Source organism: Corynebacterium alimapuense, from assembly GCF_003716585.1.
Taxonomy (GTDB): Bacteria; Actinomycetota; Actinomycetes; order Mycobacteriales; family Mycobacteriaceae; genus Corynebacterium; species Corynebacterium alimapuense.
Genome location: NZ_PTJO01000006.1, coordinates 192311 through 214420 on the forward strand (window position 1 = coordinate 192311; position 22110 = coordinate 214420).

24 protein-coding genes and 3 tRNA genes are annotated in these 22110 nt (G+C 58.4%); 10 read left to right on the plus strand and 17 right to left on the minus strand.

Annotated features, from left to right (window positions below):
• Positions 1–2: 2 nt before the first annotated feature.
• The gene (gene dprE2 / locus C5L39_RS10155) at positions 3–764 is read right to left on the minus strand and encodes a decaprenylphospho-beta-D-erythro-pentofuranosid-2-ulose 2-reductase (RefSeq protein ID WP_123048789.1); all 762 of its coding nucleotides are present in this window, start codon (positions 762–764) and stop codon (positions 3–5) included.
• 17 nt (positions 765–781) lie between these two features.
• Entirely contained in the window at positions 782–2197 is a 1416-nt protein-coding gene (gene dprE1, locus C5L39_RS10160; protein ID WP_123048790.1) for a decaprenylphosphoryl-beta-D-ribose oxidase, read from the minus strand.
• A 1590-nt stretch (positions 2198–3787) separates the two neighbouring features.
• Between dprE1 and C5L39_RS10750 the strand changes: the two genes are divergently transcribed.
• Complete coding sequence (locus tag C5L39_RS10750) at positions 3788–3931, plus strand: hypothetical protein (protein ID WP_165858033.1); 144 nt, start codon at positions 3788–3790, stop codon at positions 3929–3931.
• A 121-nt stretch (positions 3932–4052) separates the two neighbouring features.
• Here the strand turns inward: C5L39_RS10750 and C5L39_RS10170 are convergent, their stop codons facing one another.
• Positions 4053–4304 carry a hypothetical protein gene (locus C5L39_RS10170; protein ID WP_123048792.1) on the minus strand — a complete coding sequence of 84 codons (252 nt, stop codon included), beginning with the start codon at positions 4302–4304 and terminating at the stop codon, positions 4053–4055.
• A gap of 56 nt (positions 4305–4360) precedes the next feature.
• Here C5L39_RS10170 and C5L39_RS10175 point away from each other — a divergent pair, with 56 nt between their 5' ends.
• The 4 genes from C5L39_RS10175 to C5L39_RS10190 all read left to right on the plus strand — a co-directional run bounded on the left by C5L39_RS10175 (position 4361) and on the right by C5L39_RS10190 (position 6779).
• A complete protein-coding gene (locus C5L39_RS10175; protein WP_123048793.1) occupies positions 4361–4861 on the plus strand; it encodes a hypothetical protein in 501 nt (166 codons plus the stop codon).
• Positions 4858–5352, plus strand: coding sequence for a hypothetical protein (locus tag C5L39_RS10180; protein ID WP_123048794.1), 495 nt, complete (start codon positions 4858–4860; stop codon positions 5350–5352). Before C5L39_RS10175 ends, C5L39_RS10180 begins: the two co-directional genes overlap by 4 nt.
• Before the next feature lie 53 nt (positions 5353–5405).
• Positions 5406–6299, plus strand: a complete 894-nt coding sequence (locus tag C5L39_RS10185) for a hypothetical protein (RefSeq protein ID WP_165858034.1) — start codon at positions 5406–5408, stop codon at positions 6297–6299.
• Positions 6300–6374: 75 nt separating this feature from the next.
• Positions 6375–6779, plus strand: a complete 405-nt coding sequence (locus tag C5L39_RS10190; protein ID WP_123048855.1) for a GtrA family protein — start codon at positions 6375–6377, stop codon at positions 6777–6779.
• Here the strand turns inward: C5L39_RS10190 and glfT1 are convergent.
• The 4 genes from glfT1 to wzm form a co-directional block, all read right to left on the minus strand.
• Entirely contained in the window at positions 6760–7683 is a 924-nt protein-coding gene (gene glfT1 / locus C5L39_RS10195; RefSeq protein ID WP_123048795.1) for a galactofuranosyltransferase GlfT1, read from the minus strand. The genes C5L39_RS10190 and glfT1 overlap by 20 nt on opposite strands.
• On the minus strand, positions 7680–8615 hold the full coding sequence (locus tag C5L39_RS10200) for a DUF559 domain-containing protein (RefSeq protein WP_123048796.1): 936 nt from the start codon (positions 8613–8615) through the stop codon (positions 7680–7682). The genes glfT1 and C5L39_RS10200 overlap by 4 nt, the downstream gene beginning before the upstream one ends.
• A gap of 181 nt (positions 8616–8796) precedes the next feature.
• Positions 8797–9603 (minus strand): galactan export ABC transporter ATP-binding subunit Wzt/RfbE, encoded by an 807-nt coding sequence (wzt, locus tag C5L39_RS10205; protein WP_123048797.1) that lies wholly within the window; start codon positions 9601–9603, stop codon positions 8797–8799.
• Between the two features lie 10 nt (positions 9604–9613).
• Positions 9614–10510 carry a galactan export ABC transporter permease subunit Wzm/RfbD gene (gene wzm, locus C5L39_RS10210; RefSeq protein ID WP_245974974.1) on the minus strand — a complete coding sequence of 299 codons (897 nt, stop codon included), beginning with the start codon at positions 10508–10510 and terminating at the stop codon, positions 9614–9616.
• A gap of 234 nt (positions 10511–10744) precedes the next feature.
• On the opposite strand from wzm, the gene C5L39_RS10215 reads away from it, so the two are divergent.
• Positions 10745–11947 carry an aminotransferase class V-fold PLP-dependent enzyme gene (locus tag C5L39_RS10215; protein ID WP_123048798.1) on the plus strand — a complete coding sequence of 401 codons (1203 nt, stop codon included), beginning with the start codon at positions 10745–10747 and terminating at the stop codon, positions 11945–11947.
• Here C5L39_RS10215 and C5L39_RS10220 read toward each other — a convergent pair.
• The gene (locus C5L39_RS10220; RefSeq protein ID WP_123048799.1) at positions 11944–12906 is read right to left on the minus strand and encodes an NAD(P)H-quinone oxidoreductase; all 963 of its coding nucleotides are present in this window, start codon (positions 12904–12906) and stop codon (positions 11944–11946) included. The genes C5L39_RS10215 and C5L39_RS10220 overlap by 4 nt on opposite strands.
• 82 nt (positions 12907–12988) lie before the next feature.
• Between C5L39_RS10220 and C5L39_RS10225 the strand changes: the two genes are divergently transcribed.
• Positions 12989–13073, plus strand: a tRNA-Ser gene (locus tag C5L39_RS10225).
• Positions 13074–13223: 150 nt separating this feature from the next.
• Here C5L39_RS10225 and C5L39_RS10230 read toward each other — a convergent pair.
• The 4 genes from C5L39_RS10230 to C5L39_RS10245 are packed head-to-tail and all read right to left on the minus strand — an operon-like array spanning position 13224 to position 16421.
• Complete coding sequence (locus C5L39_RS10230; RefSeq protein ID WP_123048800.1) at positions 13224–14297, minus strand: ThiF family adenylyltransferase; 1074 nt, start codon at positions 14295–14297, stop codon at positions 13224–13226.
• Positions 14294–14755, minus strand: a complete 462-nt coding sequence (locus C5L39_RS10235) for a molybdenum cofactor biosynthesis protein MoaE (RefSeq protein WP_123048801.1) — start codon at positions 14753–14755, stop codon at positions 14294–14296. The genes C5L39_RS10230 and C5L39_RS10235 overlap by 4 nt, the downstream gene beginning before the upstream one ends.
• Complete coding sequence (locus C5L39_RS10240; RefSeq protein WP_123048802.1) at positions 14745–15221, minus strand: MogA/MoaB family molybdenum cofactor biosynthesis protein; 477 nt, start codon at positions 15219–15221, stop codon at positions 14745–14747. Before C5L39_RS10240 ends, C5L39_RS10235 begins: the two co-directional genes overlap by 11 nt.
• Positions 15222–15242: 21 nt before the next feature.
• On the minus strand, positions 15243–16421 hold the full coding sequence (locus C5L39_RS10245) for a molybdopterin molybdotransferase MoeA (protein WP_123048803.1): 1179 nt from the start codon (positions 16419–16421) through the stop codon (positions 15243–15245).
• An 87-nt stretch (positions 16422–16508) separates the two neighbouring features.
• Between C5L39_RS10245 and C5L39_RS10250 the strand changes: the two genes are divergently transcribed.
• A complete protein-coding gene (locus tag C5L39_RS10250) occupies positions 16509–16766 on the plus strand; it encodes a MoaD/ThiS family protein (RefSeq protein WP_123048857.1) in 258 nt (85 codons plus the stop codon).
• Here C5L39_RS10250 and C5L39_RS10255 read toward each other — a convergent pair.
• The gene (locus tag C5L39_RS10255) at positions 16763–17170 is read right to left on the minus strand and encodes a phage holin family protein (RefSeq protein WP_123048804.1); all 408 of its coding nucleotides are present in this window, start codon (positions 17168–17170) and stop codon (positions 16763–16765) included. The genes C5L39_RS10250 and C5L39_RS10255 overlap by 4 nt on opposite strands.
• Positions 17171–17174: 4 nt before the next feature.
• A complete protein-coding gene (locus C5L39_RS10260; RefSeq protein WP_123048858.1) occupies positions 17175–18197 on the minus strand; it encodes a histidinol-phosphate transaminase in 1023 nt (340 codons plus the stop codon).
• 91 nt (positions 18198–18288) lie between these two features.
• Between C5L39_RS10260 and C5L39_RS10265 the strand changes: the two genes are divergently transcribed.
• Positions 18289–18377, plus strand: a tRNA-Ser gene (locus tag C5L39_RS10265).
• Between the two features lie 33 nt (positions 18378–18410).
• Positions 18411–18486 (plus strand) — tRNA-Arg (locus C5L39_RS10270).
• Positions 18487–18564: 78 nt separating this feature from the next.
• On the opposite strand, the gene C5L39_RS10275 is transcribed toward C5L39_RS10270, so the two are convergent.
• The 3 genes from C5L39_RS10275 to C5L39_RS10285 form a co-directional block, all read right to left on the minus strand.
• Positions 18565–19827: a CynX/NimT family MFS transporter gene (locus C5L39_RS10275; RefSeq protein ID WP_245974975.1), complete on the minus strand. Its 1263-nt coding sequence runs from the start codon at positions 19825–19827 to the stop codon at positions 18565–18567.
• 130 nt (positions 19828–19957) lie between these two features.
• A complete protein-coding gene (locus tag C5L39_RS10280; protein WP_123048806.1) occupies positions 19958–20860 on the minus strand; it encodes a metal ABC transporter substrate-binding protein in 903 nt (300 codons plus the stop codon).
• Positions 20860–22107, minus strand: a complete 1248-nt coding sequence (locus C5L39_RS10285; protein WP_126268758.1) for a lactonase family protein — start codon at positions 22105–22107, stop codon at positions 20860–20862. Before C5L39_RS10285 ends, C5L39_RS10280 begins: the two co-directional genes overlap by 1 nt.
• Positions 22108–22110 lie beyond the last annotated feature (3 nt).

Genomic DNA, 22110 nt, shown 5'->3' on the forward strand with positions numbered 1-22110 from the left:
GTTTAGAAGGGTAGCGCTCGGAAAATCTGACGCGGAATCAGGTTGAACACCGCTGCCACAGCTTGGAAGGCAGGGTGGACAAAGATGATGTCTTTTCCATCCACCACGGCCTTGACCGTGGCGGTGGCGACGTCATCGACATTTACCGTCAGCGGAGCTTCTTTACCCTCTGAACTCATTTTGGTACGAACCTGGCCTGGGCGGACCACTAGAACATTGGCGCCGGATCCACGCAGGGCTTCACCGAGCTGGGTATAGAAACCATCCACTCCAGCCTTGGAGGCACCGTAGACGAAATTCGAACGACGCACTCGCACGCCAGCTACGGAAGACAACGCGACGATGGTGCCGTGGCTTTGCGCCTTGAAGCGCTGGCCGAGCAACACACCGACGGAGACCGGCCCGGTGTAGTTGATCTGGGCGGAAGCCACGGCCTTGGCCTGGTCTTGCCACAGCTGTTCTTGATCTCCCAAAGTGCCGAAGGCGACGATCGCTACGTCCACGTCACCGTGGGCGAAAGCGGCGTCGATAACAGCGGGATGGGAATCGAAGTCAGTGGCATCGAAGTCGAGTACCTCGACCTCGGAGGCGCCGGCGGCGCGGACCTGTTCGACGGCGGCGTCGATACGCGGGGAGTCCGTGCGTGCGGCGAGAGTGACACGAGCGGGACCATGGGAAAGGAACTCTGCGACGATGCCGAGTCCGATCTCCGAGGTTCCGCCGAGCAGCAGAATATTCTGGGCTTGGCCCACAGCGTTAAGCATTCTTAGATACTCCTAGATCAGTTCAGTTCGAGACGGCGGGACATATCGGAAGCGAAGACTCCGGTGGGATCAATCTCGTTGCGAGTATCCAACCAACCCTGCATCCCCGGGTACATCTTGTGGAAGCTCTCAGCGGAAGTGCGCGACTCCTTGGCCAAGTAGAGGCGGCCGCCAAACTCGATAACTCGACGGTCCAGATCATCAAGGAAGGCGCCTAGGCCCTTCTTGATCGGGAAGTCCACGCAGACGTTCCAACCCGGCATCGGGTAGGACAGCGGGCCACGGTTGCCCTCGCCGAAGAGCTTGAAGACGTTGAGCGCTGAGTAATGACCCGAACGCTGAATATCGCGGATGATCTCCTTGAACGGCTCGATGGCCTCACGCGGCACGACAAATTGGTACTGCAGGAAGCCCTTGGAACCGTAGCCTCGGTTCCATTCGCCGATCAGATCCAGCGGCTGATAGAACTGCGTCAGGTTTTGAACTTGGTTCTTGTACTCACCAGACTTGAGCCACCACAGCTCGCCGATGGCCATCATCGAGAGCTTGTTCATGGTGAAAGACGGGAAGATGTCCGGAACCGTCACCAGCTGCGGGGCATTGAACTTCAGGGGATCCTTGGCCAGCTTCGGAGACAGCTCCTGCAGCTGATCCAGGGTGGCCAGGCTGCCGCGAGAAACGGCGGAGCGGCCAAGCTTGGGCTCCGGGGAGATCGCATCAAACCAGGCAGAAGAATAGGTGTAGTTTTTCTCCGAACCATCCGAGTGGAACTCGACGGTCTCATCGAGATTGCCGGTCAGATCGCCATCGGCGATGAAGTAAGCAGTCTCAGTCTTAGTCATCCGGATGCTGGCGCGCAGGATGATGCCGGTCAAACCCATGCCGCCGACGGTCGCCCAGAACAGGGTGCCAGCAGGATCATCGGAGGAACCTTCAGGCTCGAGATGGAGAACGCGGCCATCGGCTACCAAAAGCTCCATCGAAGTCACATGATCGCCGAAAGAACCAGCCGAATGGTGGTTTTTACCGTGAATATCAGGACCGATAGCGCCACCGATAGTCACCTGGCGGGTGCCCGGGAGTACCGGAACCCACAGCCCATAAGGCAGAGCAGCCTTCATTAGCTGATCAAGGGTGACGCCGCCATCAACATCGACGAGCGCGGAATCAGGGTCAATCGAGTGAATCTTGTTGAGCGGCTGCATGTCCACGACAACACCGCCGGCATTTTGTGCCGGGTCACCGTAGGAACGACCCATGCCGCGGGCGATAACTCCGCGCCGCAGGTGGGTGGGCTTGTCAGAGTTATCATCAGCGACGCGTTTGACGGTCTCGATGATGGCCTCGACATCCGGGGAGCTGAGGACGTGGGCGGTGGTAGGCGCAGTGCGTCCCCACCCGGTCAGTGACTGTTCAGTGGTCTTGAGTTCCATCTTCCAATTTTCTGTCTCGACGGAGGCGCGCAAAGAGGAATCTGGTGCGCGCGGCAGATACCTAGTCGATCCTACCTACGTGAGGCTGCTTTCCGAGGTGGCAGTGACTAGGAAAACCCTGTGGGATCAGTGGTATCAGTCATGATTCCGACGATCTTATTTTTAGCAAAAGTGTTACAAATTCCAGATGAGAATGTTCTTTCGTCTGTTTTTGTGAATTTGTGTAACACTTAGTGAGTAATATGCGATTACTAACGTCGGCCGGAATGGCAGTTCTGTGCCGAGGTTATTTTTTGGCCGAGGCGTTCTGTTGGGGCGTCTCTTTTTTGTTGTCGAATCACCCCCGAATGTGGCTAGCTAAAGGAGGCAATTTTTAAGGGTGAGAATGGGTAGTTTTTGAGGAAAATGTAGTTGACCTTGGGAAATAGATTTGGGAGAAAAATAACACCAATTCTGGCCGTAGAGAAAATCTGACTCAAGGTAATTATTGCTAGCAATGCACTGTTAGAGTTGAGTCAAAGCAATTCACACAAGGTGTTTTGCACTAGACGAAAGGTACTGTCATGTTGGATTTCATTCTTGAATACCTCGGTTACGTTATCACCTCCATCCCTTGGGCTTTCACTGAGCTTTCTTCCATGCTCTTCTTCTAGTCCTCTGCCTGTCTCGTTTGCTGGCCGTGATGATGGAGAGTAGTCAAAATATTGTGAACTAGATTTTGGTTAGTCACCAATGGCCAGTCAAAAAAGACGCCACTACCTGCATTGGTAGTGGCGTCTTTTGGCGTGGAAATTGTATTTTTGTCGATTGCTTGCCAGGGAAAATTAGGCATCTTGGCGTGTTTTCTGCTTCAGATAAATCTTATACAACATGTCATATCTTATGCACTTTGCTATAATCCCAGTTCAATACAGCTTTTTAACATCTCCTGTGGAGAGCGATTTTTCTGAACATGTAGCTTTTTCTAGGGTTGGATTTTTGGTATATCGTATGGGCGGCATAGGTCTAAGGCCTTCTTGGGATTCATAAGAAGGTCATTTAACTGTATCCCATCTAATGTATGTTTTATTAAAAGATAATTTATGATAAATATTTCAAATCGATGAGGAAGTGGATCGTCGCTAGTTTGGTAGGACCACAGTAGATTTTCGAAATAGCCAACACAAGATTAATGATCATCCCTTTCGTTATGGAATGATTGAATCATGGTTCCATAATCAGACAATTTCTACTTTTGTGGCAGTGATCAAATGAGTGATGTACTCTAGCTCCAATCTGACAGCCTTAAGTTGATTTACGTATTTTCCATCTGTCAATAGTCGGACCTTTTTGAGTGGTTCTAGACGCTCCATTAACTGCGAATTGTGGTTTTGGCCAAATTTGAGTGAATTCTTGAATGAATGAACTATCGAGATAAGATCAACGGTCTTGGGTAGGGAATTATTTGAATGATTAATCATTTAATTGATTGTGGCGAGTGTCATCGCTTCAGCTCAGGCAGATGATGCGGACGACATATTTTGATAGTGTCCGTTCATAGGCGGTTCTCCGCTGCTTTGATTCTGAAAATCACTATGAAAGGACATTTACATGTCTTCTGACGTTTACACTGCCGTTTCCAGCGCATTCACCAGCATCTTCGATCAGTTCGGTGACTTCTCCACCGGCATCCTGACTGTGCTGGTTGACCTGGGCGGCCAGTTCGCTGGCTCCGTCGACAACCTTTTCGCGTAGTCGTCAAGCTTCAGCAACCTGTCTTTAGATAGGTAAGCGTGTAGCCCCAGGCCTTAGGGCCTGGGGCTACACGCTTAGCTTGGGTAGTTTGAGCCAGTGGCGAGGCGCCTAGCTCAGTGTCTTAGAGGTTCATGATTTCCCGGATCTGGGCAGGCAGTTCTTCCTGACTAGTAATTTCCGGGCCGCCTGACTCAGCGTATTCGCGCAGCAAACGGTAGACAATGGTGCGGTCGTGGCTATCAAGGATCGGCAACTCTTGAGCCACTATTCTGGTCATCAATCCATTTAATGGCAGGTCCGTCTGCTCTGCGGCGATAAAACGGCCCTCGTATTGGTCCTTATCTGGGTCAAAACCCTTGCTGCGTCCAAACATAGTTCCCAGGGTATACAGCACTGATCATGTCTGGGGTAGCAGCTAGGGTTGGCCACATGACCGACTATCACAGCCATGATGAGACTTTGGCCGGCCGCGTCACCCAGGCAAGCCTGGTGGGTGTCCTTGTCTCACTACCCGACTACGTGGAATCCAGATTCTCCCGCTTCCTGGTCAGCACGATCTTGACCGTTGGCGGGGGAGCGTTGAACTCGGCGCTTCACTCTGGTGGCAAAGACGTAACCACTAACGTCACCATCCAGCTTGACCAGCTAAAACAAGCAATCGGTGACATTGGCAATGCTGCTGGCCCTCAATCGGATATTCCGGCCGGAGATCCCATCTCCGATTCTCCGGTGAAAACTGGGTCGGCGCTGATGGCAGCAGCCATCATGCTCCTGGTACTAGTCCGAGCGGAGGGGCTGATTCAGCGACGCCTGGCAGCAGCGATGCGCCAGCGTGGTGTGAAACTGCCCTATACGGTTCTTGGCGCGATCAGTGCTGGAGCGACTTTTGTGGTCGCTCAGGATGCCGACCGGCGACGGAGCGCGGCATGATGATCGCGGTCGTCGATAAGCAGCCTTCGGTCACCGTGGTCTGGCATGTTCAGACTGGTTTCGATACTCCCTCGGCCTCAGGCGTGCTTTCTGGCGCGTGGATCGTGGGGCCAGGGGAGGTTGATCCAGATCGATTGTCGGATCTGACTGCGGGGGCGGTAGTAGTGCCCACCGATGGCAGCGGGCTTACTCCAGAGGATCTTCGAGCAGCCGTCTGTGAGGCGCTGGGAGAGATTAAGGCAGCTGCGGATCAGGCTAAACAAGCCAACCCGAAGCTCACGGTGCCGAGATTTGAGGAGCCGGTGGCCGTGGATGTCGAGAAGTTCTTTTCGGTCTATCGCGGCGAGGAGGTCGGGCAGAAAGCATGGGCCTACGCCATGACTGTGGCCGAGTTAGTTGAGAGCTGGCAGGCGATCGAGGCACGTCGGCGTTCGCGAAAGTTCTTACAGGAGAGATTCGGTACGGAGACTCGGCCGCTGCCACTGCCCTAGGAGCTGAACATGGATTTCTGCGAATGGAGGGTCGGCGTGGCTACGCTTGAGTCATGTCCACCAACGGTGCCGCCAAAGTCGTCGATCTGACGGCCGCACGCGAGCGAAAGCAGCGCCAGCCGCGGACCGTGATTCTCCAGACTTCCAACGTCCGCGCGGATGAAGAAGTCCATCGCCAGATCGGGCTCAAAGACGCCCTTCATCTCGCTGATCTGCATGAGGCTTTGGTCATCAGCTTCGGGTTATCGAAGGAACTCGGTTCCGCCCCCTGGTATTTCAGTGCAGTAAACGATCGAGAGTCGCGCTTAGACGCTGGCGACCCAGTTCATCGTCATCTGGCAGCAGAAGGCGATGCAGTGGCCTATCATTTCGGGCTCTGGGATATCGCGATTGTGGCGGTGGAATCCTATCCGCGCGACGCCGGTACTCCTCGAGCGCTGTGCATTGGCGGATCCGGAGATTTCGGCGGCGTCGAGTTTGATCTAGCGGAAATTAACGCTGAGCTCACCGGAACCGCCACCACCCGCGAGGTGCTCACCGCTACCAAAGCAGAAGTCCGAGAGCTGATCGACCGCAGCGGTATTTTCGACTTCGTGCCCCTGCTACAGGCATTGGATTTGACCCGTGAGGTCATTTTGCCGGTGCCTAAGGTAGAAACGCTGCGTGGGCTGCCTGTGGAAAACGATCGGGTCGGGCGAGATGCCTTCTGGACGGTGATGCTGGCGATCTCCTGCATGAGTGATGACCAGTTGGCAGACGAAATCCTTGAATCCACCATGAGCAGTCTCGGCTGGGAGAACGACGATGGAACCGCCTTGACCGGTGCTGAGACCAGAGCGCTTTGTGCGGAATCACTACGGCAGCTAGCCTCCGTCGGCGGCTATGGCACTGATGCGCTCTCCCCAGTTGATCGTCTAGATATCTACCGAGAACTTCTTCGAGTTTGAGCGTCCGGGGTAGGCTAATGCCTCGTGTCTACCACCAGCGAGTCTGATTCCACGGCCGAGGTCGAAATTAGCGGCATGACCCTAAAAACTCAGGCCATCCGCTTCCTTGTTTCCGGCGGCATTTCCGCGGTCATCGACCTCGGTCTGACCTGGATTATGCAGATCTTCTTCGGTGCCGGGCCGATACTAGGACGCTCCGTAGGCTTTATCTTCGGCACCATCACCGCCTACCTGATCAACCGCCGGTGGACCTTCCAAGCCGCACCGTCCTACCGCAGGTTCTTCATGGTCGCCGGCCTGTACACGATGACCTACTTCATCAATGTCGGTTTGCACGCTTTCTGCTACGACCTGTTTATCGGCTGGGGTTGGGGAAGCTCCGTGGCCGTTCTCGTGGCCTACCTCATCGCACAGACTGTGGGTACCGTCATCAACTTCGTGGTCCAGCGAGTGTTCATCTTTAAGAAGTCGGCCGAGTAAAACGCTCCTTGCGCCCCTGGTGGTGCAGCCGGAGCCATTCCCGGAACCCTGCTAGATCGCGGCGCTGGATGAGGAAGAACCATGCGAAGCGCGCATACTCCTGCGGAAGTAGCTTGCGCATACCCGGCTGGCTCATGATGTAGCCACGGTTGCGGTAGGTGAAATAGCGCTTGGACTCATTGTCCGGATACTGGGTATGCATTTTCCCGCCCAAGATGGGCTTGAACTCTTCTGAGCCATCCGGGTGCAGATAAGCAGTGGTCAGCGCAGTGCCAAAGGACAGCCCCGAGCGGACTAAGCGGCGATGGTATTCCACCTCATCTCCGCGGATAAACAACCGATAATCCGGGACACCGATGATTTCCATGGCCTCTGCGCTAATGAGCGCGCCATTAAACAGGCTGGCGATACCCTCGAGGAAATCGCCCTCCAATTCGGCACGCTTGCGGCGCCACACCAGGCCCTGACGCAATGGGAAGGCGAGCCGGTCAGAATCGTTGATATTGCAGACCACCGGTGAGACTTCGTGGAGACGGTGGGTCTCGGCGACGTCGAAAAGCAAAGACAAGACGTGCTCATCGGCGGGGCGGCCATCATCATCAGCACACCAGATCGCATCCGCACCCAACGCCAGCGCAGTGAGGAAACCATAGGCAAACCCGCCGGCCCCGCCCAGATTGGTTCGGCTGGGCAGGTAAACAGCACGCTCGCCAGCCAACTCCGCAACCAGCGATTGGACCTCATCTTCACAACCGTTGTCCACCACGACGACCCAATCCACCGGATGGGTCTGGTTGACCACCTGCTCCAAAGACGCGCGGAGAAGGTCCACCCGCTTATGCGTGACGATGACCGCCGCAGTGGAACCGGAACGAGACAAGAAGGCTGTTGACATGGGGATCATTGTGCCACCTCTTCCCACCATGGACCGTCCCGGATCAACGTGTTGTGCCAGCGCCATACCGGGCTGGATTCGGTAGACAGGTGGCGAGGGTCATCAGTTGTAGCGGCGATGATCTGCTCGATAACGTCGTTGAAGTGGTGTTTTACGCAGCTTCCCGAGTACCGCAGCACTCGATAGCCATGCCTGGTGGCGTAATTGGCCTTCCAGCGATCGCGCACGAAGGTGGTGCGATTCTCAGCGGAATGATACTGATAGCCATCGATCTCCACGATCACCCGTGACCGAGGGAGCACACCATCGAAGAAGTAGCCGCCGATGTTGTGATTCTGCAGTACCTCGACGCCCCGGCGCTTGAGCTCACGGAATACTCTGCGCTCGGCCTCACTATCGGCGCCAATGGCAGCTGCGCGGATCAGGGCTTTTAGTGCAGCGGGCGGCTGGGGCATCCGGGTGAGGTGGGTTTCTAGGGATTCTCGACCATGACGTCCGGCATATTGCTGCTCGAGGAAGGCAATCAGTTCCCCGGCTTCGTGGCTGGTGGTGGCCAGATCTGCGACGGCGGCCACCGGGGTGGTCACGAAGATGCCATCGATTCTTCGACCGAGCAGGCAACGGCTCTGGCGAATGGTGATCTGGGCCGTGCGTCTGGCAGATAGCCCGTAGGGCACGCGCGCGCTGACGGGCAGCGTGATGTCCTTGTCGGAGTGAATCTGCAGTGCGGTGAGCCCGGAAAAGACCAGCTTGGGCCGGTTGTGGGAGAGGGCTCTGAGTAGGAGGTTTCCCGTTGGTGGGGCAGTGGTATAGATTCCGCGATCGACACGATAGAGGTGTTGTTGGGTTAGGAGCCGGTGAATATGATGCGGCGTGGCTCCGAGTGCTCTGAGCCCGGCGGTGTCGATGACTGCATGCTCCGGTAGCCGGATGTCCCCCATAGAATTCCTCCCCTGCTCGGGGAGCTTAGAGGGTGGGCGCGGAGTTGGCAGGGAGGAGTTGGCAGGGATCCTAGTTGGCGTTGACGCTGGGGGCTGAAAACAGTGTGAGGCGGGCTGGTGTCAACGCGAAGGCGGATTTCCAGCAGCAAGCAGGCCGACCGAGACCCTCCCAAAAGCTCAACTACCCCGCGGAGCCTTCTTCCTCCTCATCAAACCGCTGGAGCAGCGAGCGGACATAATCGCCAGCACCCTTACCCTCGTAGGACTCGACGACGTCATCGACCATGCCGTGTTCGCGGATCTGACCATGATCGACCCAGAGTGCGGTATTGCACAGCTGTGCCAGGAAATCATTGGAGTGGGAGGCGAAAACGAGGATTCCCGATCGCTTGACCAATTCCTGTAGCCGGACGCGGGCTTTGGCCATAAAGGCGGCGTCAACTGCGCCGATGCCTTCGTCGAGGAGCAGGATCTCCGGTTCGATTGAGGTGACCACACCCAGCGCCAGGCGTACGCGCATACCGGTGGAGTAGGTGCGCAGCGGCATATCTAGGTATTCGCCCAGCTCAGAGAAGTCAGCGATCTCGTCGATCTTGTCTCTCATCTGCTTGCGGGTCTGGCCGAGGAAGAGTCCGCGGATGATGATGTTTTCGTAACCGGAGATCTCTGGATCCATGCCCACACCGAGGTCAAAGACCGGAGCCACGCGGCCGCGGATGTGGGTGGATCCGCGGGTGGGCTCGTAGATTCCCGATAGCAGGCGCAAAAGAGTGGATTTACCGGCACCGTTGTGGCCGACCAAACCCACGCGATCGCCCTCGCGGAGATGGAGGTTGATGTTACTGAGCGCTTCGACGACCATCGTGTTGTCGGTGTTGCGCCCGATGGCACCGCCGGCAGTAGAGAGGACAGCCTTTTTCATAGAGCGGGACTTGGCATCAAAGATGGGGAAGTCGACGCAGGCGTTGTATGTGTCAATGGAGACCATTAGTACCTTCCTAAACCCAGTAACTGACGCGGGAACGCCATTGCTTCATAGCCACCAGGGCCAAGGTCAATCCGACGGCAGTACATGCCAGGACGATCCACCAGTGATAGGCGGCTATCGGCTCGCCGATCATGGGTGCGCGGATGATCTCTAGGTAGTGGAACAGCGGGTTGATTTCTGCCAACAGTGCTCGCTGAGCGATATCGCCGCCCTGTTCCTTGAGCGTCTGGGTGGTCCAGACAATCGGGGTGACATAGAACAGCAGCTGGACCATGGCTTCTAACAGCGGTGCGACGTCACGATAACGGGTGGCCACGATGCCAAAGAACATCGCCACCCACACGCCGTTAATGATCAGCAAGGCCATTGCGGGAATGGTCAGCAGCACCTCCCAGCCCAAGGGACGGGGGAAAATGATCATCAGGATCACCCAGATGATCAGGTTGTGCGCCAAAAACAGGGCTTGGCGCCAGACCAAGCGATAGACGTGCACCGACAGTGCGGAAGGCAGCTGTTTGATCAGGCCTTCATTGTCGATGAAGATCTCAGCGCCGTCCTTGATACAGCCGGAGATAAAGCCCCACATGATCAGGCCGACGGTGACATGGGGGAGGAATTCTGCCAGCGGCAACTGGAAGAGCATTGAATACAATAAGCCCAGCGCTAGGGCCATAACGCCGGTGGCGATGGTGATCCACAACGGGCCGAGCGTAGATCGTCGGTAGCGTTGTTTAATATCTTGCATTCCCAGCTGCAGCCACAATTGGTGCTGCTGGAATCCACTGCTGAGGTCATGCCATGCCGCGCCGAAAGTTTTGGAACGGGAGGCTGGGATGCCGGTACTGACGGATTCTGTCATCCGGGCCAGATCGGCCTTGAGGTCTCGGTTGGGGGCTTGTTCCTGCACATCTACACCCTAGCCTGGTATCGCTGAGAGACTAAGCATTACGCCGGGAGCGTGCTCCACCTGCCATTCTGTGAATTTGCTAGCAATATTATGATGATAATGCTGGTGCTGACCTGCGTATACTGTGGTTATTATGGCAATTTCTGCAGGGTGGGGCCGACGGTGCATTGTCGAAGAAGGCAGGGCATACTAGATGGACGTAATTCTCGATCGAGGTTTTAAGGAGGCAGCGCAATGAGTTATGACGTGGCCAGTGTCCGGGGGCAGTATGTCTCCCTTGGCGATGGCTGGACCTATCTCAATGCGCATGCCCGCCCACAGATTCCCGAAACTGTCTCCGCTGCGGTGTCGAGGTCCTTCCGCCTGGCAGGTTGTGTCGCGGATGCAGAGTCAAGTTCGGGCTCGCATTCCAAGCAGCAGACCGCAGGGCGCCTCGAGGCTGACTCGCTCTTGGCCTCCGCTCGGATTGCCGTAGCCGATCTTTGTGGGTCAAGTCCGGAGCGGGTCGTCTTAGGCTCAAGTCTGCCGTCGCTTTATATGAGTCTCTCGCAGGCCATGCGACCGCTGTTGCGCCATAATTCCTCGGTCGTGCTCTCTCGCTTGGATTCGCCGGAGTTGAACTATCCGCTTGAGGGCCTATCTGCGGAGGTGCGCTGGGCGCAGCCGGATCTGGGCACTGGAATGCTTCCGTCCTCGCAATACACCGAGCTGGTGGACGGTTCTACGCGGTTGGTGTCGTTATCGGCGGCGCAGTCGCTGCTGGGCACCGTCGCCCCGGTTGCGGAGATCGTCGATTACAGCCGCTCTCGCTCGCGCGCCTGGGTGCTGGTTGAGGCCTCCGCTTATGCGGCCTACCGTCCGCTGGCAGCGGACCAGTGGGACGCCGATATTGTGGCGCTAGATCTAGCTGCTCTGGGTGGACCACAACTGGGAGCCTTAGTGTTCCGGGATTCGGCCATGTTCCGGCGGTTGGATCAGATTCGAGAAGCCCCAGTCGCGCCGGGCTTGGCTGGTGGCGTCCCCGCGATGGTGGGCCATCTGGCGGGGCTGAGTGAGACTATCGGCACGCGGCGAACCCGACTGCAACGGTCAATGGGTGAACTCGATGGCTATTTGAAGTCGTTGACCGATGAGCTCTATTTCCTACTCGGCGGCCTGTCCTCAGTCCATATTTTGGGAGTTTCTGGCGAAGCCGGTGATGGTGGCGCGGGCGACCGAGTACCGAGGTTGTCCTTTGCTGTTCGCGGGGTGCCAGCGGAGACGGTGCATCAACGGTTGATCGATAATGGTTTGGTCACCACCATTTTGCCTGCCAGCCAGCTGTTTTCCGAGATGGGTGTGGATGAAGTCGGTGGAGCAGTGACCGCCTCCTTGGCACCTTTCAACACCCGCTATGACATCGAGCATCTGACCCGGGTCGTCGCCTCGCTGGCTTAGGCATCCACCTCCAGTACGATCTTTCCGGTGACCTCTCCGGAGCCAAGCAGCGCGTGGGCTTGGGCAGCCTCGGACAGCGGGAGGACGGTGTGGATGTGGTGGGAGATGCGGGCGTCGGCAAGCAGGGGCCAAACGTGCTCGGCGGTGGAGCGAACGACCTCGGCCTTGCCTTCGACTGAGCGGGCGCGCAGGGTAGTGCCACGGACGGACAGTCGGCGAGGCAAAAGTGCGCCGAGGTTGATCTCGGTCTTTACTCCGCCTTGTAGGCCAATGATGATCAGTTGGCCATCTTCGGCCAGGCTGCGGAGATTCTGACGGAGGTACTTCGCGCCCATGATGTCGAGGATGACATCACAGCGGCCCTTGAGCTCCTCGGAAAAGTCCTGTTCACGGTAGTTAATCAGAATATCTGCGCCGAGTTCTCGGCAGGTCTCAAGTTTTTCCGAGGTACCGGCCGTCACGGCCACGTTGGCACCGAGCTGTTTACAGAGCTGGATGGCGAAGGTCCCGATGCCGCCCGCGCCGCCATGAATGAGCACCGTCTGGCCTTCTTTCAGACCGGCGAGCATACCTAGGTTTGACCAGACGGTGCAGGCCACCTCGACGATGCTGGCAGCCTCGGTGAAGCTATAGCCCTCCGGGATGGGAAGCAGCTGGCCTTCGGGGACGGCTACGTAGTCGGCGTAACCACCACCGGCGAGCAGGCAGGCGACTTTTTCTCCGCGGTCGCGGTCGGTGGTTCCGGGGTCCTCGATGACGCCGGAGCATTCCAGGCCGATGATCTCCGAGGCGCCTGGCGGCGGCGGATAGTGGCCCTTGGCTTGCAACAGGTCTCCGCGATTTACTCCGGCGGCATGGACCTTGACCAAGACCTCGCCGTCTCGAAGTTCTGGAGTCGGAGTTTCGGCGAGTGCGAGTGAGGTGGGATCCTGACTATCGGTCAGTGTGATGGCTTTCATGCGTCCCCAGCGTAGGGAAATTCTTGAGAGTCGGGGTGACTCGGGTAGGATAATCGACTGTCGCTTAGGCGATGGTTAATAAGGAGATGTGGCAGAGCGGCCGAATGCACTGGTCTTGAAAACCAGCGAGGGTCAAACCTCCGCGGGTTCAAATCCCGCCGTCTCCGCACAATTGAGTCAGGGACGTATTTTCTCACACACCGTAAATCGGTGAACAGGGAAAATACGTCCCTGGCGTCATTTCTAGGTGAGAAAATACGTCAGGCGCGGGTTAAGGGTAAGGGACAAATGCCCCTTAATCGTCAGGCGCGTAACCGTCAGGCGCGCTGATCGAGCCAAGCTTCGATCCCTCCGGCCAGGCTCACCAGCCCACTGATCCCACGCTCGGACAAGGCAGCCACGGCTTTCGCGGAGCGCACGCCACCGGCGCAGTAAATCACTACCTGACCGGAAGCATTCATCTCAGCAGGATTCCGGCCAGCGAGAATTTCGCCCAGAGGGACATTCACTGCACCCGGGATACGGAAGCTTTGGAATTCTTCCGGCTCGCGGACGTCGATAAGCAGGGCGTTTGCTGGGATCTTCCTGATTTCATCGACTTCCGGGGCGCTGGAGCCGCGAGCCTGGACTGGTGGGCCTTCGGCCAGTAGCCGGGCAACGCTTGCTGGCGAGCCAACGATAGGCAGGTACTCCCATTGCCCGCTCAGTGAGGAAAAATATCCCAATGTGCCGATGAGCGGATCGCCGATGCCGGTGAGCAACTTGATCGCTTCCATCGCCATCGCAGAGCCGACCACCCCGACGACCGGGCCTAAGACTCCGGCTTGGGCGCAGCTCGGAACTTCGCCGGGTGCAGGCGGGGCGGGGAAGAGGTCTTCGTAGACGGGGCCGTGTCCGGCGTGGAAGACGGACAGTTGGGCGTCGAAACCCAGGATGGAGGCCCACACATGGGGGATCTGCAGGCGGGCGCAGGCATAGGAGACCAGATGGCGGGTGTCGAAATTATCGCTGCCATCGACAACGAGATCTGCACCTTGGAGAAGATCTACCGCAGTGGAGCGTTCGAGCCGTTCAACGCGAGCCTCGACCGTAATCCCAGGATTGAGCGCCAGCATTTTCTCTCGCGCTGAGCGAGCTTTCGGACTGCCGATACCAGCGGTGTCGTGGATGACCTGCCGGTGGAGGTTAGATAGGTCTACGTCGTCGTCGTCGATAATGGTGATGTGTCCAACGCCAGCCCCAGCCAGGTAGAGCAGTGCAGGCGAGCCCAACCCACCGGCGCCAATGACGGCAACATGCGCGCCCAGCAACGCCTCTTGAGACTCTGGGCCGAAGCCACCCAAGCTGAGTTGCCGGCGATAGCGAGAATTCTGTTCGGGGGACAAGCTCATTCGACGCCCACCCACTGGGTATGTCCGTCGCGTAGCTTTTGTTCTTTCCAAATCGGCACTTCGGCCTTAACCCGGTCGGCCAGCGCCGAACACGCTGCGAAGGCATCACCGCGGTGAGCACTGCTGGCCAGCGCGAGGAAAGCCACCTCGCCGATGACTAGGTCGCCGGTGCGATGGGCGGTCCACAGGCGTGTAGTGGGATACTCAGCGCTGATCGACGCCGCCACCCGAGCAATCACCTCATCTGCACTGGGATGCGCGGAATAAGACAGCGTGGCCACTTCCTGCCCACCATCGTGATCGCGCACCACTCCCTCGAAGGCCACCAGCGCGCCCATTGCCTCGGTGATGATCTCTTTGCGGGCCTGGGCGAGTAGTCCGTCGAGTGGAACATCGGTAATGAGAGCGTCAATGACCACGCCGGTTTGTTCGGCGACATACGCGGGATCAGTGGTCATGGTTGCCCTCCAAAAGGTCAGCCAGATGATTAATAACAGGCTCCAAGACCGCGCAGCCATCGATGACCCCGCCGGTGGATCCGGGCAAGGTCATCACGAAGGTGTTCCCGACGACTCCGGCCACCGCGCGCGACACAATCGCCGTGGCGGTGGATTCGCGGCCTTGGGAGAAAAAGGCGTGGACGATGCCGGGGAGCTCGCGTTCTAGATGAGGGGCGATGGCATCAACAGTGCGGTCATCGGCGGTGATGCCAGTGCCACCGGAGGTCAAGACAATGGTGGGCAGCGGGCCACTGAAAACACGCTCGATCGTCTCTGGCAGATCCGCATCGCTGACTACTAGCGGATGGGGAGTTTCAAAGCCCATATCGCGGAGGAACTGAACCGCGATGGGGCCGGAGCGGTCCTCGTACTCGCCAGCGGCGGCACGGGTGGAGGCGACGATAACAAGGCCGGTACGGGTCATGGTGAGGTGACTTTCTGTGAGCTACAGGGGATAGGTGGTGACGGTGTCACCGGCAGGTAGCCCGCCGGCGGGGATATGGATCAAGCAATCAGCGGCCAGTGCCTGGACTAAGAGGTGAGAGCCTGCCCCGCCGACTGGAACGGCATGGCGTTGGCCTTGCTTATCGGTCTCCGCACGACCCCGGAGGAACTGCTCGCGGTCGGGGAGGCCTGGAGCGTCAGCTGTTAGGCGCGCGTTCATCGGTGCCGGAGCGTGTCCCAGAGTGGGGGCAATAAACAGCCGGAAGCTGACCAGGGTGGAAACCGGATTGCCCGGCAGGCTGATGACTGGGACGCCGTGGAAGTGGGAGATACCTTGCGGTCCGCCTGGCTGCTGGTCAACGTGGCCGAACCACCCGTGATCGGAAAGAAGCTGGCGGACCACCTCGTATTTCCCGGCGCTGATTCCGCCGGAGGTGATGATTGCAGTGGGGGAATGCACTGCCACCGCCTCGGCCAAGTCGGTGTCCAATCGCGCCGGGTCATCGTTGGTGTGTACGTGGGCGGCGACCTCGATGCCAGCTTGGGCGCATAGTGCTGCGAGCATCGGCGCGTTTGTGTCGGGAGTGCTGGCGGCGTTGCCGGAGTCGTTGATTTCTGCACCTCCGGTACAAATGACAACTTTTGCTCGCTCGTGGACGGTCACCTCGGTGAGATTTTGTCCGGCCAGCACCGCAATGGCCACTGGGCTCAGCAATGCGCCGGCGCTGAGGAGGGTGGCGCCCGCAGGAATATCGGAACCCGCGCGGCGGATGAATTGTCCTAGTTTCACGGCAGGTACGTCGATCATCGCGCCGGGCTCGGGGAAATGAGCTGGGCGGCAGTCTTCCACCGGCACGATGGCTAATGTTTCACGTGGAACCTTTGCCCCAGTCATGATTGGGACTACTTCCTCTCCTATGCCTGCTGGATAGAGCAGTTCAGGATCATCACCAGCAGCCAAGGTTCGACCCACTGGAAAGCTGGCCGGTGCCCTGCGCAGGTGTGAGGCAGAGAGAGCGTATCCGTCCATCTGTGAGTTGTCGAAGCGCGGCGAGGGATGTTCGGCGATCAGCGATGCGGCCAGGACGCGGGAGCGGGCGTCGGCAAGCGGGACGATAACGGTGCCTTGCGGATCAAGTGCCGCCCGGACTGCGGTGAAGTGTTCCTCGGGCGTGCGCATGCGTTCTCCTTAGGGTCGATGGATTTGCCATCACCCTACTCGTGGCACTCGGTGGACCAATGGCCTGAATCCGGGCATGCTGGTGGCGTGGATATTCATTATTTCGCAGCCGCCCGCGCCGCCGCCGGAACGGACCGAGAACAGGTCGATCAATTACCCGGAACCCTCGGAGAGCTTCTCGACGCCCGCGCTGCCGCCCATTCCGGCACCACCGAGGCCGGCATGGGGCTGGGAGAGATATTTAGCCGCTGCACGTTCCTGCTCGACGGTCGCAATAGCGAACGCTCAGCTGAATTGTCCGGGGTCCGGCGGCTAGATGTACTGCCGCCGTTTGCTGGAGGCTAGCGGCGGGAGCCGGTGAATAGTCCTAAGAATCCGCGCGCGAGGGCGAGCACAATCGCGCCGAAAAATGCTGGCCAGAAGCCATCGATGATCAGCCCCAGGCCTAGCTGATTGGACAGCCAGCCGGTCAGCAGCAGAACGCCGCCGTTGATTACCAGGGCAAATAGTCCCAGGGTGAGGCAGGTAATTGGCAGGCCAAGCAGGTGGAGAATCGGAGCGACGAATTCGTTGATCACGATGAACACCGCAGCCACACCTAGGAATACCAGCGCCAAGTCGTAGCTGCCATCTGCATAAATCACGGTCTCTGGCGGGAGGATGCGCACGCCGGGGACAAAGAGCGTCACCACCCACAGGGCGATGGCGACCACGATGGTGTCCAAAATCCAACGGAAGAGTGTTCCCATAGTTTTATAGTCCTGCCTTGTCCCAGGCCGCTAAGAGCTCATCGGCCTGCTCGGTGGTAGTGATGGTGATCCGCACTCCCTCGGGGAAGGCTCGAACGAGCACTCCCTGCTCAGCTAGACGCCTAGCGATCTCCGTCGAATCCACACCTGGCAGCCAGATGAAATTCGCCTGACTGTGAGAAGTGCCGATGGCATCGGCTACACGGTCGCGCTGGAGCACCGTCTCCTCAGTACGGGCGAGCAGTTCCGTGGCGGAGTTCAGTGAGGCGATCGCGCCAGCTTGAGCCACTGAGCTCAGCGCGAAGGGAATGGCCACCTTGTTTATCGCGGTGATGAGTTCTGGGGCGCCGAAGGCATAACCGACCCGAACCCCGGCTAAGCCATAAGCCTTGGAGAAGGTACGCAGGCCAATGACATTGGGGTGTCGAGCGATCTCCTCGGTGGCCACGGCCGTGTCGGCGGCCCGGTTGTACTCGAAATAAGCCTCGTCGAGGGCGACAACGACTCTTTCTGGTACCTGCGTCATGAATGCTGCGAACTCATCTCGGGTAATGGTCATCCCGGAAGGGTTATTCGGGTTGCACACAAAGATCAGGCTGGTTCGGTCAGTGATGGCCGCGGCCATGGCTGCCAAATCATGGTGGCCGGTCTCAGTCAGCGGGATCGGGACGGCGGTGGCTCCGACGACCTTGGTGAAGATGGGATAAGCCTCGAAGCTGCGCCACGGGAAGATCACCTCATCATCAGAAGTGGTGGTGACCTGTACCAACTGCTGGCATAGTGCCGAAGAACCACAGCCGACTGCTACCTGATCGATTGTTAGACTCAAGTGCTCAGCGAGGGTTTCCCGCAGCACGCTTGCGCCCATATCCGGGTAGCGATTAGCCCCACTGGCAGCCGCCGACATGGCAGCAACTGCTGTGTCCAAGGGCGCGGTGGCAACTTCATTAGATGACAATTTCAGTGCATCAGGGCGGTTGGTGCCCGGAATATAGGCGGGTAGATCGGCAAGATCGGGACGAATCATGGGCTCGAGTCTAACGCGGTTTGATTCGGACACCGGCTGGCGGGTAGAATTCCCAGAGGTCTTGCAGCTAAGTTTTTTAGCCTATGGATCTGGAGACGTGCCAGAGTGGCCGAATGGGACTCACTGCTAATGAGTTGCCTTCTTAACCGAGGGCCGGAGGTTCGAATCCTCTCGTCTCCGCTGCTTTTCCTTATTTTTGGGAGAGCTGGTTTGGCGCCCGTAGCTCAACGGATAGAGCATCTGACTACGGATCAGAAGGTTGGGGGTTCGAATCCCTCCGGGCGCACCATCTGGATTAGTTAAAAGGCAGCAACCACGCTAGATCGTGGTTGCTGCCTCTTTTTCTGGGCTAGGACTGATCGGTCATCTAGTCGAAAGCACTATGCGGGATCCGCCTATCCCGGCCTGCTTGGTATCCAGCCACCGCCATCAGAATGCTCAGCGCGGACAAAATGAACAGTGCGCTCGTCCACGCGCCAGTAGCGGTGTGGAGAACACCCAGCAGGAGTGGTCCCGTAGCCGCGACTAAATAGCCAATGGTCTGTGCCATTCCCGCCAGTGCGGCGGCTTCTACATATCCACCGGCGCGCTGCGATTGGAAGCTCATGGCGAGCGCGAGTGCGCCGCCACTGCCTAGCCCTAAGAGCATGCAGGCGAGGATGCCTTGCCCTGGTATTAAGAGCACGAGAAAACCAGCGGCCACGAAAACGGACACAATCGCAGCAACATAGCGCTGGTCTTGGCGTCCGCGGGTAATAATCGGTAGCGACAGGCTTGAGAGGATGCCCATGCCTTGGAAGAAAAACAACATCCATCCGGACTGGGAGGCGGTCATGCCAGTGCCGATGAGGATGCTGGGTAGCCACGCGATGATGGTGTAAAAAACCAGCGATTGCAGGCCCATGTAGAGGCTTACCTGCCAGGCTAAGGCTGATTTCCAGGGCATCCGTACCGGAGATGGCTTGGCATCGGATCGGGCGGGTGCGACAAAGCTATCCCTGCGTAGGCGCAGCAGCCAGACCACGAGTGCCGGAATGGTTAGAACAATTCCCCAAGCCAGAGCAGCACGCCATCCGCCGGGTAGCGCGTTGGCCAACGGCACGCTGATGCCCGATGAGACCCCGGCGATAAGCGCCATGACGGTGACATAGATAGAGCTGACGATGTGCACATGGCTCGCGGGAACGTGCTGGCGAACTACTGATGGCAGCAACACGTTGCCCACGGCAATGGCAGCGGACAAGATAATGGTGCCAATAAACAGGCTGGCTAGCGAAGGCACTGACCGCACCACGGTGCCGAGCGCGAGCACAGCGAGGGCAACAACCATCAGCCGTGTCGTGCCGAGGCGGTTGGACATGCGAACTACAAACGGAGAGGTGACCGCAAACATCACCAATGGCAGCGTGGTTAGTGCGCCGCCCCAGGCCGAGGTAAGTCCCGTATCTTGCTCAATCGCTGGCAGGAGGACACCGACTCCGGTGAGAGTCGCCCTAAGGTTCATGGCGACGAGGAGGATCGCAATGATCGCCCCGATAGTGCCGGCGCGAATGCTGCTGGGTGCCACGCTGGCGTGCTCGGATTCGGTAGGAGAAGGGGTGCTCATTGCAGAGGTCGATGCTTTCAGCATGGTCAGAGGATAAGGACGCTGTGGTTCACCTTAGGCGCATGGAGATCTGCGGCGGTACCTGCCCGGAGCGTCGGCTCACCCAAGCTTATCGACACCCGCTGGCATGGCCCGCCCAACTTCCCATTGGCCGTTAGCTCAGCGCACCACTGATGCGTTCGGCGTTGATCAGCTGCATGTCGATGTAGTTGCCGGCTTCGCCGTCTGGTTCAGTGAGTGACTCGGTAAATAGCGGGATGACGTCTACGTCGATCTCGGCTTCGTCGGCGAGGACATCTGCGAGCCGTTGCGGTTGGGAGGAATCGGCAAAGATTGCCGGGACGTTGTTGTCGCGGATTGTGGTGCTCAGGTCCCGGAGATCTGCGGCTGAGGGGGCAGCTAGAGTCGTTCCGCCAGGGATGATGGTGCCAATGATCTCGTAGTCGAATCTGTCAGCGAGGTAACCGAAGACGTGGTGATTGGTGACCAATTTCCGCTGTTCCTGTGGCACGGATTCCAAAAGCGCCGCGACTTCAGTGTCTAGCTCGGCCAATTCGCCGCGGTAGGCCTCTGAGGAGCTCAGGACGTCTTGGCCGATCACTTCCACTAGGTGGTCCTCGATGATCTCGGCTGCGGTGATCATGCGTGCGGGATCTGTCCAGAAGTGTGGATCGAGGTTGCCCTCGTCACTGCCTGCGGAGTAGACGATTGGGTCGATCTCCTCGCTGATTTCGAGCACATCGACTCCTTCTGACCTGGCATTGTCCAAGTTTGAGCCGAGTCCTTCCTCTAACCCGAGTCCGTTGGCGACGATGAGGTCGGCATCTTGCATGGCTGCGGCCTCTTGCGCGGAGATACCGAAGGAATGCGGGTCAGCGTTAGGTTTCATCAGCACCTGGACATCCGCGGATTCGCCGACGAGCTGGGTAACGACGTCGCCAAGAATGTTTGTGGTGACCACGATGCTCGGCCGCTCGGAGGCGCTGTCGCAGGCCACGAGGGTGCTCGCCAGCACTCCGGAGACCAGGGCAGCGACGACGACCTGGAGTTTTCTCATTAGTTGTCCCCGGTGATCGCGATGGCGGAGGGCTGGCCGCCTAGCTCGAAGCTGCGGGCCTCGCGGAGGTCATCGGCCAAGTCGATTTCTAAGACGGTGCCGGTCTCCGGGTCAGAAACATATCCTCGTTCCTGGGTGAGAGCCACCGCCGGGCGCGGAGCGTCTGAGTCATCGCCGATGATTTCAACCAACTCACGTTGCGCAGTGATCTCGCCTGATGCAGCGTCGATTGCGTAGCCGGTGCCGTCCTCGTCGATGGCGAATACCGTGGAATCATCTGGTGCGATGGCGGTGGAGAGCACCGGAGCTCCGGTCTCGACTACGGTCCAGTTGCCGGTATCGATATTGAGGATGCCGAGTCCGGAACCGTCGAATGGTGCGACCGCGATGTCATCCCCGGCAGTCAGGGACCATGCACGGCCATCAGCCTCCGATGGATAGGCGGTGATTGCGGCGTTGAAGTCCTCGTTGACTGTGAGTAGGCCGTCAGCGCAGGCGAAGGACACATGCTCTGCGGAGGCAGCAGTGCCGTGAATTTCTGGGCAGGAGATATCTCCGGTTAGTTGTGCTGAGGCATCCTCGCCGTTGTTGTCAAAGAGGGTGATCTCTGCGGGCAAGTCAGTTGCATCAGCAGCAGGCACCGTCGAGAGAACATGTTCATCGAAGGGGACTGCTACTCCGTGGTGTTCGCCGACCTGGAAAGAGACGCTCTCATCGATTACTCCGTCATCGAGGCTGGTGCGCGGTAGAACCGTCACGGTGCCGTCCCCGTCGAAAAACATCGCTACCTGTGAGTCATTGGAGACCGCATGGCCAGGGGTGTCGCCATCGACGGTTCCTACTTCCGCTGGATCGGAGACGTAGTAGTGGCTGTGGTCGCCGTGATCTACGGTCCATACCCCGCTGTCGATGACGTTGAAGCCAGCGTCATCGCCGGTGAAGAGGAAACGTCCATCGGAGTCCTTGAGCGTGCCGCCGGCGGCGGCCGAGGGCATATCTACCGTCTCGCCGGTCAGTAGGTCCACCATGGTTAGCTCATCGGTCTCGGCATCCGCAACAGTCAGCCGTAGCTGGGATTCGGTTGCTTCCTCAGCGCCTTTGACGTAGCCATGCGGGGTCTCGGAAGTGGGTGTTGCTGCCGAGCTGATGGTGTCAGGCTCTTCAGCAGTGGCGCTACAAGCAGCCAATCCGACTAGCAGTGCTGGGGTGAGCAGTCCGGCTGTGAGACCTGCACGTTTTCTCATCATTAT